Genomic DNA, 13,104 nt, shown 5'->3' with positions numbered 1-13,104 from the left:
CCCCTTCAAAGTTAATGTTATTTAACCCAACATTCGAAACTAAAAATGGGAATTCCACCCACCCAAAAACCCCCTCCAAAAATGTGTTATTTTCCCATTCACTTTTCTTCATTCATGGTGGAGAATCCTGAATACTTGGATGGCACATCCAGCAATTTGTTTATCAAGAGATATATAAGATGACAAAAATTAAAAATGTTTTTTTAATAACTGGTATTTTGTTCACTATATCATCAATTGTACCTTCTTATGCCATTGAGCCAACACTTTCTCAACCAGAGGGCTCTAATACAGTAAAATCATTGAATGTTAGCTCTGGTCAAAATCCTAAGGTTGATGTATCCACTACAGAAGATAACTCAGTCAGTGGCAAACTTGCCGCAGAAAAATCAAATGATGTTTATTCGTCTGCTAATTCTCAGATAGAGAATGTCAGAACTTCTTCAACCACATCTCCAACGTCAGAAAACCATCAGAGTATTTCTGATAAAGACACTTTTGAAAAAAAGTATCAAGATTACGTTAATAGATTTGATAATTTACAAAAAATAACAGAAGCAAACATAGAAACTTTAAACAAAAAATTAGAAAGCATTTACCTTGCAGATAAAAGAATTGGTGGTATAGATGGGCCAGGTTACTACTACCGATTTAAGAATGATAATAAATCTCAGCTATTAAGCAAAGGTCTTTATTATGTATACATTAAAAAAGGTAACTCTGACGCTAGCCTGTTAAAAGGAATGTTAGTTAACTTTTCTTTATCTGAAATGAGGCCAAGCGGTAAGACTCTTAGCCAAGCGACTAACATTTCTCTTGCCTATAATGACGATTTACCCGCTATTGCAAAACTTGTTTTCACCGTTGCAAGGCCGGGTGATTCGATAAAAGTTGTTACACTTGCTGAATATATATATCCAACAAAAGATCTTCTACCTTCTGGTGTCTCGCCAGATGATACTTTAATTTATACGTTCGATATCAACAGGCAATATGAGAAGTGACAATGAACTCGGGTTCAGTTTACTCGAGACATCCATAAGTATGTTATTGTCTACTCTTTTTGTAGCTTCAATACATATAGAAATCTTATCTGTCATAAAACTGTGGATAAACACAAGTACTTTAATTGACATTCAGGATACAGTTTATCTGGTGGAAAAAAAGTTGGTAAAATGTGCTCATGATCGTGCTGGCTATTGTCCACAATCTGAAACAACCCGTATCCTGAAGGAATATAATACCTCTTCAAAACTTAATTTTTGCATTATTGAAGAAAAAGGCATTTATCCAAAACCAATAGGTTATCATATTTTTGCAAACTACTCTTCTTCACAAAATGAAGAACTTAATAATCAACTAATAAACAATATAATTGGAGGACTGTCCGGAATTTTCGTTCGTGAACCCCCACAAGGGTATAAAAGCACTTTAAACACATGGTTCATTCCTCAAAACAAAATATGCAATTCCATTACCAATAATAACAATCAGGTTTTATTATATAACTATACTTCTTTGCAGGATTAATGCATATGCTTCAGTTCATATTCATTTTTATATCAAGCTTATCATTTGTTATCAATCTTGCTGTAACCAATCAATTCGATTTCTCGGCTAAAAGCAATAGCATGCTAATAAAACAGAATATGATTTTCGATTTCATCGATTTTAACATTCAACAATGCATTAACAACAGAGATTGTAAATATGATGCTTCTAAAATAGAGAGCATTTATTCCTTGAAGTTAAAGAAATGTACAGTGAACATTAATAACAAAAACATTTATATTTTATATACCGAGCCAACTTTGTCCGTCTATGTTCCCTTAAGCAATACTAATCAAGATAATAATGCTATAATTAACTATCAGTCACTTGAAAAAAATATAAAACAGATGTGCTTTAACTCACCTCAAGATAATAACCTTGTTCTGGGTTTAGTATCGAAATGAAAAAGAAAGAATTCGGTTACTCGTTGATTGAGATTGCGCTATTCTCTGTAATGATAGGCGTGGTTATTGCTAATATTTATAGTACAAAGCAGAGTCTTGTCAACTTCTATTATCATAAACAGTTTTCACTTGCAGCTTGCTCATATGCCAATGCTTTCAGTCGATATATTAACTTAGGAAATAACATCCCAAATAACATTTCTATAGAGCAACTAAAAAGCAAAGGAGTTATAAGCCCTTTCGCAGAATCACAGATCGGTTATTTTACAGTTTCCTTTCAAACCATAAAAAAAGACGGATATCAATACGGCTTGATGAAACTACACTCAAATAAAAGAATTTCTGTTGCAGATGAAGAATTACTTTCTAGTAATATCGGCATTTATAGTTCAGTTAAAGAATCGAATTCTTTAAAAGGCCTGTATTATAATATTGATTTCCATGGTATATCTACGCCTGGTGATGGTTATATATATGCAATCATTCCTCCCCATTATTCTAAATACCAGGAATGTTTCTGAGGTGATAATGCAAAGAAAAAATCAAAAAGGTACCTCACTAATTGAAGTTTCAGTTTCTTTAATTCTAGTTTGTTTTAGCATGTTATTCTCTTTTTATTTCATCGACCTGACAAAGATGATCACTAACTCACAAAAGATATCGGGTGATTTTTTCCTTATAAAAAATTATTGTATTAAACAAAGTGAACTCATGTCCCCTAATAATAATACCGTTATAAAAAGAACCAGTAGTGATGTTGGATTGCCCCATGGCTACTTGATATTCATGCAAAAAAGAAATGACAATTCATATATGTGCTTATCTTTACTTAAAAGCGATAATTCTTCGTTCAACCTAGATCAGTTATATATCATTTCCTTTTTAACAGGCGTTGAAGGTTCATATTATGAAAATGGAGAAATAAAAAAACCTTCAGTTTTATTTAACTCTGTAGACATTGAGAAATTAAACATTCCCAAAAATCAGATTTTGGCATCAAGACTTCCCGCTCTTTATTTTATAGGACATGAACGTTCCTGACTAATTTACACCCTATATTTTTTGATCGGCGAAACAAAGGAATTTAATCTTTACTTAAAAACAATAGGTGATGCTCACAAAACCCTAATCGCCATATTAAACAAATTTGTGCCTTACCAATCTGTTTCGTTGTGCGATAGCGCAAGCACATCAACTATTACACATGACTATACCAATTATCTGGCATGTTCTCCAATTTCATAAAACTAGTTGAATTTATCGGCCCATCCCCCGTAAATAGCTTCACTTTCGGGACAAAAACCAGAATATCGTATTCCTGTAAAATCAGAGATATCGAAGTTGCTTAATCGTTTACCGGGGATAATCTACTTGTCATTTTTTTGGATGTCAGTACGGACGGACGATGTGCAAACTAGTAACACTGAAGCCTATGCAGATTGTTATCGCGCGCATCATGTTCCTCAAAACAAAAAACAGGAAACGGGAATAAATGCACGGTTCCGCTCTCTACCTAACTGGAAAAATGATTATGAAAAGACCAGCGGGAATTTATTCAACGTCGATTATGTAAGCTTATGCAAGCTTCTGAAGATGGTCATGCCCAGTATCCCCCCAAAACAGGCAAAGCATGTTCTGCGGCTTACCTTCGCAAGTCATTTCATGATAAATGAGGGCAACATCATTGCATTACAGAGAATACAGGGCAATGCGCACATCCAGCAAACTAAGACCTCTACATACCTTTCGCCGGAGTACCAGCAAAATGCGATTGCATTGAATCAACTTGCTTGAGGCATATCGCTTTAAAATTTTACACTCCGCTGTGTCCACATTTCGTCCATACTTAGGGGGGTTGAATCAGTTCCAGATGGTTGCGAATTTTTTAACTTACATTTTTTCAATGATGTTGAATATATGTTATTGATAAACAAACCACCATGCATTCTATGGTAAAAGCCAGCAATGCTGGCTTTCAGTATATACATCATCACATTACTGGCGACTGTCATTTGCCTGGCGCAACAACGTCCGGCTCTCATTCTGGAAACGCTGCGCGTAATCGCCAAACCAGTGCTCGACCTTGCGGAAGCTGTCGATAAACGCCTGCTTGTCTCCGTGCTCCAGCAGCGTAATGGCTTCACCAAAGCGCTGATAGTAGCGCTTGATCAGCGCCAGGTTATTTTCCGAGGACATAATAATATCCGCGTACAGTTGCGGATCCTGCGCGAACAGACGCCCGACCATCGCCAGCTCCAGACGATAGATAGGTGAAGAGAGCGCCAGCAGCTGTTCAAGCTGCACGTTCTCTTCCGCCAGATGCAGGCCGTAGGCAAACGTCGCAAAGTGGCGCAGCGCCTGAATGAACGCCATGTTCTGGTCGTGCTCAACCGCGCTGATGCGGTGCAGCCGTGCGCCCCATACCTGAATCTGTTCCAGGAACCACTGATAGGCTTCCGGCTGACGACCGTCGCAGTAAACCACCACCTGCTTAGCCAGGCTGCCGCTGTCCGGGCCAAACATTGGGTGCAGACCCAGCACCGGCCCCGTATGCGCCGCCAGCATAGCCTGTAGCGGACCATTTTTGACGGAGGCCAGATCCACCAGGATGCAATCTTTCGGTAAAGGAGGCAGCTTCCCGACGATCTGCTCCGTCACGTGGATCGGCACGCTGACGATAACCATTCCGGCATCTTTCATGAGTTCCGGCGCCTGGGCCCAGTCCTCTTTTTCCAGAATGCGCACCTGATAACCAGAAAGGGTCAGCATTTTTTCAAACAGGCGCCCCATCTGTCCTGCACCGCCGACAATCACCACCGGACGCAGGGTCGGACAGAGGGTTTTGAAGCCCTTGTCGTTTTCACTGGAATAGGACTCCCGCATCACGCGACGCAGAACATCCTCAATCAAATCCGGCGAAACGCCCAGCGCCTGCGCCTCTTTGCGACGGGAGGCCAGCATGGAGGCCTCGCGCTCCGGGACGTAGATCGGCAGGCCGTATTTGCTTTTCACCTCACCGACTTCGGCAACCAGGGCCATGCGGCGCGCCAGCAGATCCAGCAGCGCCTTATCCACTTCATCAATTTGATCGCGCAGTGCGGTCAATTCAGCAACCATAACTACCCTCTTAAGCCAGACGCGTCGCCAGATGGCCGCTTAAATCTTTATGGATCTCACGCAGCAGCGCATCGGTGGTCTCCCAGCTGATGCAGGCATCCGTCACGGAGACGCCGTGCTTCATGGCGCTGCGCGGTTGTTCAGATGATTGATTGCCTTCATGAATATTGCTCTCAATCATCAGACCGATAATCGAACGATTGCCATCTTTGATCTGTGCGACCACGGATTCCGCAACCGCAGGCTGGCGACGGTAATCTTTATTCGAATTACCATGACTGCAATCTACCATCAGTGCCGGGCGCAGTCCCGCCTGCTCCATCTCTTTTTCACACTGCGCCACGTCCGCCGGGCTGTAGTTCGGGGCTTTCCCGCCGCGCAGGATCACGTGACCGTCCGGGTTGCCCTGCGTTTGCAGGAGGCAGACCTGGCCCGCCTGGTTGATACCGACGAAACGGTGCGGCATGGCGGCAGCGCGCATGGCGTTGATCGCCGTCGCCAGACTGCCATCGGTACCGTTTTTAAAACCAACCGGCATCGACAGACCAGACGCCATCTCGCGGTGGGTTTGCGATTCCGTGGTACGCGCGCCAATCGCGGACCAGCTGAACAGATCGCCAAGGTATTGCGGGCTGTTCGGATCCAGCGCTTCGGTTGCCAGAGGCAGCCCCATGCTGACCAGCTCCACCAGCAGGCGACGCGCAATCTTCAGACCTGCTTCCACATCAAACGAGCCATCCATGTGCGGGTCGTTAATCAACCCTTTCCAGCCGACGGTGGTACGTGGCTTCTCAAAATAGACGCGCATCACCAGATAGAGGCTATCGCTGACCTCCTCCGCTAATGCTTTAAATCGACGAGCGTACTCAATGGCGGTTTCAGGATCGTGAATGGAGCAAGGACCACACACCACCAGCAGGCGCGGATCGCGGCCGGCGATGATATTTGAAATGGTCTGACGCGAGTGCTCAATCTGAGCCTCCTGCGCGACGCTCAGCGGAAATTCCGCTTTCAGTTGATCCGGAGTAATTAAAACCTGTTCGTCAGTGATATGTACGTTGTTCAGCGCGTCTTTTTGCATGATGGCGATCCTGTAAAGCTCGTTTGCGATAGTTGTTTTCCTCAATGAGGTGAGACCACGATACCATAAAAAGTAAACATTTCAATCCAAAATACGTACACATTAGTTTACACAAGCCAATTTATTGCAAAAATCAGCCGATAAAAACGTAAAGTTTAAATTACAGACATATTTTCTTAAGCCAGGCTATGCTGAAGAAAAAAGGAGAATGGCTATGCGTTCAATTGCTCTCACGCTGTTGTCGCTGTTTTTAACGGGCTGCCAGATCAATCCTTACACCTTCCAGCCCGACTGGACCAGTCCATCCTGGTTTGATGCCGGTAAAGAAGACGCCATGAATGGCCTGCCGGTTAAAGATAACCAGACCCTGGCCGATAGTTTTAACGACACCCACGTTGATCGTAGTGAATATCTTCGCGGCTATGCCGATGGTCAGAAGAGAGTCTGCGAAGAAGGGTTTATTCACGCCTGGGGATTAGCGGGCAAATCTTTCCCTGCCAGTTGCGATACTGTCGAAAACGCGACAAAACTGCGTGCGTCATGGCAAAAAGGAATGGATGAAGGTATGCGTTCCAGCAGACTCAATTAAGTCTGCTTTTAACCACCGGAAAATAAACAACAGTAGGATTTAGCTTAGGTTGGCCTGAGGCTATTTCTGACATAATGACGGCTCTGATAAACAATGGTATTCTGCCCGCAACTCTTAAGGACATCTATTTCCGGAGCGATGTGGCGGATTCTGGTGAGAAATTTATTCTTGATCTCTTTTTTCCGACTCACTCTGGTGATAATGCTGTTCCTTATGGTGGGCCCAGCGACGGCAGGCACGCTTACGGAAACGGATAAATCGGTACGTTCGATTGTCTCAGGCATTGTGAGCTATACGCGATGGCCGTCACTATCCGGGCAGCCCAGACTTTGCGTCTATGCCACTTCTCACTATACACACGCGCTCAGCGGCGACGAAGGGCACAACGAGTTACCCTATACTCCCGTTATTGTACGTAACGATCGGGAAGCCCTGGCCGCGACGTGCGATGCGATATATTTCGGGTCTGAATCACCGGCAAAACAACTTGAATTAATAAGTCAATATCAGGGCAGAGCGTTGCTATTAATCTCAGAGCAAAATCCGGAATGTGTAATTGGCAGTGCCTTTTGCCTGATGATCGATCGCGGCCAGGTACGGTTTTCCGTCAACCTGGATGCATTGACGCGCAGTGGCGTAAGAGTCAATCCGGATGTATTAATGCTGGCACGGAATAAGCAGCATGGATAAAGATTTCACATCAACGCCACGTCCGACGTTTAAAAGAACGTTGAGGCGAAACAGCATGATAAGCGTCATTATTACCATGACGTTAATATGGCTGTTGCTCTGTTTTGCTTCCGTCGTGACGTTAAAACAATACGCGCAAAAGAATCTCGAATTAACCGGCGCCACAATGAGCCACAGCCTGGAAGCCTCGCTGGTTTTCAACGACTCGCTGGCGGCCAATGAAACGCTTGCCGCCCTGGGCAAACAGGGGCAGTTTGCCGCAGCGGAGGTGATTAACGCGCATAAAAAGCGGTTCGCCTACTGGTCCTGGAACCCGGAGGATAACAACGACACGCTGGGCGCACTGGTCAGTCGCTGGCTTTTCCCCGTACCGGTTGCGCAGCCCATCATGCATAACGGCTTAACGATCGGCGAAATCCGCCTTACCGCACGCGACAGTTTGATCAGCCATTTCATCTGGACGTCGTTTGCCGTACTGACCGGCTGCATTCTCTTTGCCGCCGTCGTCGCGCTCGTCATTACCCAGTCTTTGCATCGTGGAATGGTCACGGCCCTGCAGAACATTACCGACGTCGTGCATGACGTACGCACGAACCGCAACTTCTCCCGCCGGGTGAAAGACGGCCGTATCGAAGAATTTCACCAGTTTGGCGAGGACTTCAACAGTCTTCTGGATGAAATGGAAGAGTGGCAACTGAAGCTTCAGGCGAAGAACGCTCAGCTGTTGCGGACCGCCATGCACGACCCGCTTACCGGTCTTGCCAACCGCGCGGCGTTTCGTAACAGCATTGCGGCATTAATGAACGACCCTTCAGCCAGAACAAACTCGGCCCTGCTCTTCCTCGACGGTGATAATTTTAAGTTTATTAACGACACCTGGGGACACGCGGCAGGAGACTGTGTGCTCATCGAAGTCGCCAGCAGGATGATGGAGTTTGGCGACAAACGTCATCAGTCTTACCGTCTTGGCGGAGACGAATTTGCCATGGTGCTGTACGGTGTTCACTCTGAGCTTGAGGTTCAACACATTTGTGCTGCGCTTTCGCAGCAGTTTATCCGTCCGTTTGATCTTCATAACGGACAAAAAGCATCGATGTCACTCAGCATTGGCTTTGCTCTGGCGTGGGAAAATGCTTCCGTGGAAGCATTACTGGAGAGGGCTGACCGCAATATGTACCAGGTTAAAAACCAGCGTACGAAAACAATAAGTTAGAAAGGATACACTATGTTAAAACGTTACTTCGCGCCGTTAGTACTGGCCTCACTGGTTCTGGCAGGCTGTCAGTCGCCACCGGAAGGCAAATTCACTCCTGAGCAAATTGCGGCGATGAAGTCTTACGGTTTTAACGAACTGAACGGTGACTGGTCGCTTGGCATGTCGGACACCATCCTGTTTGATAAAAATGACGCCCGACTGCGCCCGGAAAGTGAAACGCAGATCCAGTCCATGGCCTCTCGCCTGGCGGAAACCGGCCTGAACCACGCGCGAATGGACGGTCACACGGATAACTACGGGGAAGAAAGCTACAACGAAGCGCTGTCGTTAAAACGCGCCAACGCCGTGGCCGACGCCTGGGCGAAGGGGGCAAATATCCCGCGCAGCAATCTCACCACGCGGGGATTAGGTCAAAAATACCCTGTTGCGAGCAACAGTACCCCGCAAGGGCGCGCTGAAAACCGCCGCGTCGCAGTGGTGATCAGCACGCCATAGGGTTATTTAGCGGATGAATCGGCGAGCGTCAGCCTGGTTGCCGCTCGCCAGCGCAGCCAGTCCACCAGAACAAACAACGCCAGACTCACGCCCATAACGGGCAAGCACAGCCCCAGCAGCAGGCTAACCATCGCCGTAACGCCTCTTCCCCATCCTGACAGCGCCAGCCAACTCTGACACAGCGTCTGTACCGGACTCACTGCCGATTGCGCAGGACGACGCATCCACCACATCCGGTATCCCCAGATAATGAGCACGCACAGGGCGAGGCCGAACGCTACAAGCAGCAGCTGATTTGCCAGGCCGAATAAGATCCCCATATGGAAATCCACACCCCAGCGGGTCAGTTTTGCCATTAACGGAAAATCCTCGAATCGGGTTCTGTCCAGGATCTGCATCGTATGGGGATCTACCGCAACGGTGTCCACCTGGGTCGGCCAGCTGCGATCGATTTCCGTCACGGTCCAGGCACGATCCCTCGTTTTCGCCGGGCGGATCTCCAGCTTGCTGGCATCAATCCCCGCGTGACGTGCCGCGCTTAACACCCCGTCAAACTGCGTCAAATCCATCGCCATTTCCGGCATCACCATTCCGCCGTGATGACCACGATGTTCGGCATGTTCATCCACGATCTCATGTTGGCCGGATAGCGTCGTGTTCACCTGCGGGGTGAGCCAGTTCATCTCTGCACGCAGCTTATCCACGTTCCCGCCAGCCCACTGGGACCAGGTCAGGCCGGTTGCGGAGAACAGCAGCATTCCTCCCAGCAGAACCCAGCCCAGCGTCACGTGTACCCGACGCCGGTTCTGGAAGCGATTGTTGATCCGTCGTTTGGGTCGGGTATAAAACCACAGGGCAATACCGCCCAGCGCGGCAACCCACATCCACGAGGCCGCAAGCTCGCTGTAGAGTCGCCCAATGTCGCCCAGCATCAGGGACGTATGCAGGTAATCAATAGTCTGACGCAGGGGTAAAATCCCGCTGGTGCCGTATACCGTCAGATCTCCCAGCACCGCCAGGCTCACCGGATCGATAAAGATAGCCCGGTTCTCCGATGGCCCAAGTTTCGGGTCAGCGAACATCACGCGGGTGGTTTCGCCCGCAACCAGCCCCGGACGAACGGCGTGCAAACGTAAATCTGATCCAACGGTTTTTTCCGCCACGGCGATTTGTTCCGCCAGAGGCTGCGGCTCGCCCACGGAATCCGCGTGGAGCGCGTGCCGGTAGAGTGCGTTTTCCAGCTGTGGGGTCGCCACATACAGCGTCCCGGTCAGCGCGGCGAAGAAGATAAACGGGCCGACAAACAGCCCAACGTAGAAATGAAGGCGACGCAGCAGGTTTCCCCATGCCGCGCGCGAGGTGCAGGTAGTCATACTTTTCCTTTTTAAGGCAAAAAGTTATCGATATTTTTTATTGTGAAAAAGCAGACTGCCGCGGCGGCGCGCGGGTATCAGGGTAAAGCCAGGGGAAGAAGTGCCAGTGGTTGACCGCCTGACGCGGCGGCTTAACGCGAAGCCTCTGCAGCACCATGCTGAGCAGGACGATGAGCGCCAGCATCACGCCAGGGACATGCGCTAACAGCACGCAGTAGCCGCACGCTTCCGCATGGTCGACAGGCATCGTGTGCGGCATATCGCCGTGATGCTCGTCCATCGACATCATGCTCATGTCATGATGCATGCCCGGCATGGCGCTCATGGGATCTTTCTGCAACGAGACGGAGATAAGGGGTGCTACCACGATCAGCAGGATCGCGAACAGCGCGGTCAAAGCCGCTGCGCGTTTCCGGTCAGGCTGATGCAGTACGTTATCCACGTCCCCTCCATTCAAGAGGCAAGCATTGTAAATGATTTATGACGAAAGGGTTAACGCGAGAGGTGCGATAGGATAAAAAAAGGGCCAGCCTTTCGGCCAGCCCTTTCTAACAGGATGTCGCTTAAGCGAATCTTAGTTCAGACGCTCTTTAATACGAGCAGACTTACCAGTACGCTCACGCAGGTAGTACAGTTTAGCTTTACGTACAGCACCACGACGTTTAACAGCAATGCTGTCAACTACCGGAGAGTGAGTCTGGAAGACACGCTCAACGCCTTCGCCGTTGGAAATTTTACGAACAGTGAATGCAGAGTGCAGACCGCGGTTACGAATAGCGATAACCACGCCCTCGAATGCCTGCAGACGTTTTTTGGAACCTTCAACAACCCATACTTTCACTTCCACGGTGTCACCTGGACGGAAGGAAGGTACGTCCTGCTTCATCTGCTCTTGTTCAAGTTGCTTAATAATGTTGCTCATAATTTAATCTCTTATCCTGGGTAAACTGATATTCGGGAGCGTATTACGCATTCCCATCATGTTCATGCTGCTGTTGCGCGTGTTCAGTTTTGAACTCGGCCAGCAACTTTGCTTGCTCTTCAGTCAGAGCCAGGTTTTCCAGAAGTTCAGGTCTTCTAAGCCAGGTTCGGCCCAGCGACTGCTTCAAACGCCAGCGACGTATCTCGGCATGGTTTCCAGACAGTAACACTGCCGGGACCTCCATCCCTTCTAACACTTCAGGACGAGTATAGTGTGGACAGTCCAGCAACCCATCGGCAAAGGAATCTTCCGTTGCCGAAGCTTCATGGCCCAGAACACCCGGAATAAACCGGGCGACGGAGTCAATCAGCGTCATTGCCGGTAACTCACCACCGCTGAGAACGTAATCGCCGATAGACCATTCTTCGTCAATCTCGGTTTGAATTACGCGCTCATCTATCCCTTCGTAGCGCCCACAGACCAGAATCAGCTTTTGATTCGTCGCCAGTTCGCTCACGCCCGCTTGATCAAGCTTGCGTCCCTGAGGTGACAGATAAATCACCTTTGCGCCTTCACCTGCCGCGGCTTTTGCTGTGTGAATGGCGTCCCGTAAGGGTTGCACCATCATTAGCATCCCCGGTCCGCCGCCGTAAGGACGATCGTCCACGGTACGGTGCCGGTCATGAGTAAAGTCACGAGGACTCCAGCTCTGGATGCTCAGCAGGCCATTCTTTACTGCCCGGCCAGTTACCCCGTAATCGGTAATCGCGCGGAACATTTCAGGAAACAGGCTAATTATGCCAATCCACATAGCGCCGTCTTTTACCGTTTATCCGGAGAATTTAAAAACCAGGATCCCAATCTACTTCAATGGTTTGAGTAGTGAGATCGACTTTCTTGATAACCTGTCCATCGAGGAACGGGACCAACCGCTCCTTGATGCCAAATGCATCTTTCAGGTTTGCCTTAATGACGAGAACGTCATTTGACCCGGTTTCCATCATATCGATGACTTTCCCCAGGCTATAGCCTTCGGTCGTGACTACCTGGCAACCCATAAGGTCTTTCCAGTAGTAGTCGCCCTCTTCCAGCTGTGGCAACTGCGACGAATCCACGACAATTTCACAATTAGTCAGCGCATTCGCGGCATCACGATCGTCAATGCCTTTCAGCTTGATGATGATGTCCTGATTGTGGTGACGCCAGCTTTCCAGCTCGACCTCTTCCCACTTACCGCCTTTCTGGATAAACCAGGGCTGGTAATCAAAAATGCTATCAGCGTCTTCAGTGGAGGAAAACACTCTGAGCCAACCACGGATACCGTAGCAAGAACCCATTTTTCCCAATACGATCGGTTCAACAGGTGCTTTATTGCTCATCATGACCACCGTGACAGATTAAGCTGCTTTGTTTGCTGCTTTGATCAGCGTAGCAACGCGATCGGAAACAGTAGCGCCCTGGCCAACCCAGTGAGCGATACGATCCAGATCCAGACGAGTTTCTTCTTCTGCGCCAGCGGCCAGTGGGTTGAAGAAACCAACGCGCTCGATGAAGCGACCGTTGCGTGCATTACGGCTGTCAGTCACAACAACCTGGTAGAACGGACGCTTTTTAGCGCCGTGACGTGCTAAACGAATAGTTACCATAACATCCTCTTGTGTGAATA

General features: G+C 48.0%; 17 protein-coding genes. 9 read left to right on the top strand and 8 right to left on the bottom strand.

All coding sequences use genetic code 11. The features are described 5' to 3' along the window. The first annotated feature begins 179 nt into the window (after positions 1-179). The 5 genes from ACMWJS_RS20650 to ACMWJS_RS20630 all read left to right on the top strand — a co-directional run bounded on the left by ACMWJS_RS20650 (position 180) and on the right by ACMWJS_RS20630 (position 3,749). Positions 180-1,004 carry a hypothetical protein gene (locus ACMWJS_RS20650; protein WP_414747489.1) on the top strand — a complete coding sequence of 275 codons (825 nt, stop codon included), beginning with the start codon at positions 180-182 and terminating at the stop codon, positions 1,002-1,004. 151 nt (positions 1,005-1,155) lie between these two features. Further along, entirely contained in the window at positions 1,156-1,530 is a 375-nt protein-coding gene (locus tag ACMWJS_RS20645; RefSeq protein ID WP_334756222.1) for a hypothetical protein, read from the top strand. 421 nt (positions 1,531-1,951) lie between these two features. After that, on the top strand, positions 1,952-2,476 hold the full coding sequence (locus ACMWJS_RS20640; RefSeq protein ID WP_334763448.1) for a hypothetical protein: 525 nt from the start codon (positions 1,952-1,954) through the stop codon (positions 2,474-2,476). A 7-nt stretch (positions 2,477-2,483) separates the two neighbouring features. Then, on the top strand, positions 2,484-2,996 hold the full coding sequence (locus ACMWJS_RS20635; RefSeq protein WP_414747488.1) for a hypothetical protein: 513 nt from the start codon (positions 2,484-2,486) through the stop codon (positions 2,994-2,996). A gap of 366 nt (positions 2,997-3,362) precedes the next feature. Continuing rightward, positions 3,363-3,749 (top strand): hypothetical protein, encoded by a 387-nt coding sequence (locus ACMWJS_RS20630; RefSeq protein WP_334763444.1) that lies wholly within the window; start codon positions 3,363-3,365, stop codon positions 3,747-3,749. 201 nt (positions 3,750-3,950) lie between these two features. On the opposite strand, the gene tyrA is transcribed toward ACMWJS_RS20630, so the two are convergent. Beyond that, the gene (gene tyrA / locus ACMWJS_RS20625) at positions 3,951-5,072 is read right to left on the bottom strand and encodes a bifunctional chorismate mutase/prephenate dehydrogenase (protein ID WP_008502473.1); all 1,122 of its coding nucleotides are present in this window, start codon (positions 5,070-5,072) and stop codon (positions 3,951-3,953) included. 10 nt (positions 5,073-5,082) lie between these two features. Further along, entirely contained in the window at positions 5,083-6,153 is a 1,071-nt protein-coding gene (gene aroF, locus ACMWJS_RS20620) for a 3-deoxy-7-phosphoheptulonate synthase AroF (protein WP_414747487.1), read from the bottom strand. A 214-nt stretch (positions 6,154-6,367) separates the two neighbouring features. On the opposite strand from aroF, the gene ACMWJS_RS20615 reads away from it, so the two are divergent. From ACMWJS_RS20615 to ACMWJS_RS20600, 4 genes are all read left to right on the top strand, one after another. Then, positions 6,368-6,742, top strand: a complete 375-nt coding sequence (locus ACMWJS_RS20615; protein ID WP_045909257.1) for a DUF2799 domain-containing protein — start codon at positions 6,368-6,370, stop codon at positions 6,740-6,742. 138 nt (positions 6,743-6,880) lie between these two features. Continuing rightward, on the top strand, positions 6,881-7,432 hold the full coding sequence (locus ACMWJS_RS20610; protein ID WP_205246257.1) for a YfiR family protein: 552 nt from the start codon (positions 6,881-6,883) through the stop codon (positions 7,430-7,432). Next, positions 7,425-8,645 (top strand): diguanylate cyclase DgcN, encoded by a 1,221-nt coding sequence (gene dgcN / locus ACMWJS_RS20605; RefSeq protein WP_252075288.1) that lies wholly within the window; start codon positions 7,425-7,427, stop codon positions 8,643-8,645. Before ACMWJS_RS20610 ends, dgcN begins: the two co-directional genes overlap by 8 nt. 12 nt (positions 8,646-8,657) lie before the next feature. After that, positions 8,658-9,143, top strand: coding sequence for an OmpA family protein (locus ACMWJS_RS20600; protein ID WP_045909260.1), 486 nt, complete (start codon positions 8,658-8,660; stop codon positions 9,141-9,143). A gap of 2 nt (positions 9,144-9,145) precedes the next feature. Here the strand turns inward: ACMWJS_RS20600 and ACMWJS_RS20595 are convergent, their stop codons facing one another. The 6 genes from ACMWJS_RS20595 to rpsP form a co-directional block, all read right to left on the bottom strand. Next, on the bottom strand, positions 9,146-10,516 hold the full coding sequence (locus ACMWJS_RS20595) for a PepSY-associated TM helix domain-containing protein (RefSeq protein ID WP_414747486.1): 1,371 nt from the start codon (positions 10,514-10,516) through the stop codon (positions 9,146-9,148). A gap of 37 nt (positions 10,517-10,553) precedes the next feature. Then, complete coding sequence (locus ACMWJS_RS20590; RefSeq protein WP_277717969.1) at positions 10,554-10,958, bottom strand: DUF2946 domain-containing protein; 405 nt, start codon at positions 10,956-10,958, stop codon at positions 10,554-10,556. 132 nt (positions 10,959-11,090) lie between these two features. Next, positions 11,091-11,438, bottom strand: a complete 348-nt coding sequence (gene rplS / locus ACMWJS_RS20585) for a 50S ribosomal protein L19 (RefSeq protein WP_002914145.1) — start codon at positions 11,436-11,438, stop codon at positions 11,091-11,093. 43 nt (positions 11,439-11,481) lie between these two features. Next, positions 11,482-12,249 carry a tRNA (guanosine(37)-N1)-methyltransferase TrmD gene (gene trmD, locus ACMWJS_RS20580; RefSeq protein WP_008502493.1) on the bottom strand — a complete coding sequence of 256 codons (768 nt, stop codon included), beginning with the start codon at positions 12,247-12,249 and terminating at the stop codon, positions 11,482-11,484. 31 nt (positions 12,250-12,280) lie between these two features. Then, on the bottom strand, positions 12,281-12,820 hold the full coding sequence (gene rimM, locus ACMWJS_RS20575; protein ID WP_032640972.1) for a ribosome maturation factor RimM: 540 nt from the start codon (positions 12,818-12,820) through the stop codon (positions 12,281-12,283). A 15-nt stretch (positions 12,821-12,835) separates the two neighbouring features. Next, complete coding sequence (gene rpsP, locus ACMWJS_RS20570; RefSeq protein WP_003863133.1) at positions 12,836-13,084, bottom strand: 30S ribosomal protein S16; 249 nt, start codon at positions 13,082-13,084, stop codon at positions 12,836-12,838. Positions 13,085-13,104 lie beyond the last annotated feature (20 nt).

The organism is Enterobacter sp. HK-058-C-ECC, from assembly GCF_047531125.1.
GTDB classification, from domain to species: Bacteria; Pseudomonadota; Gammaproteobacteria; order Enterobacterales; family Enterobacteriaceae; genus Enterobacter; species Enterobacter quasiroggenkampii.
The sequence above is the reverse complement of the archived record's forward strand: the minus strand, read 5'-3'. Positions and strand labels throughout refer to the sequence as shown.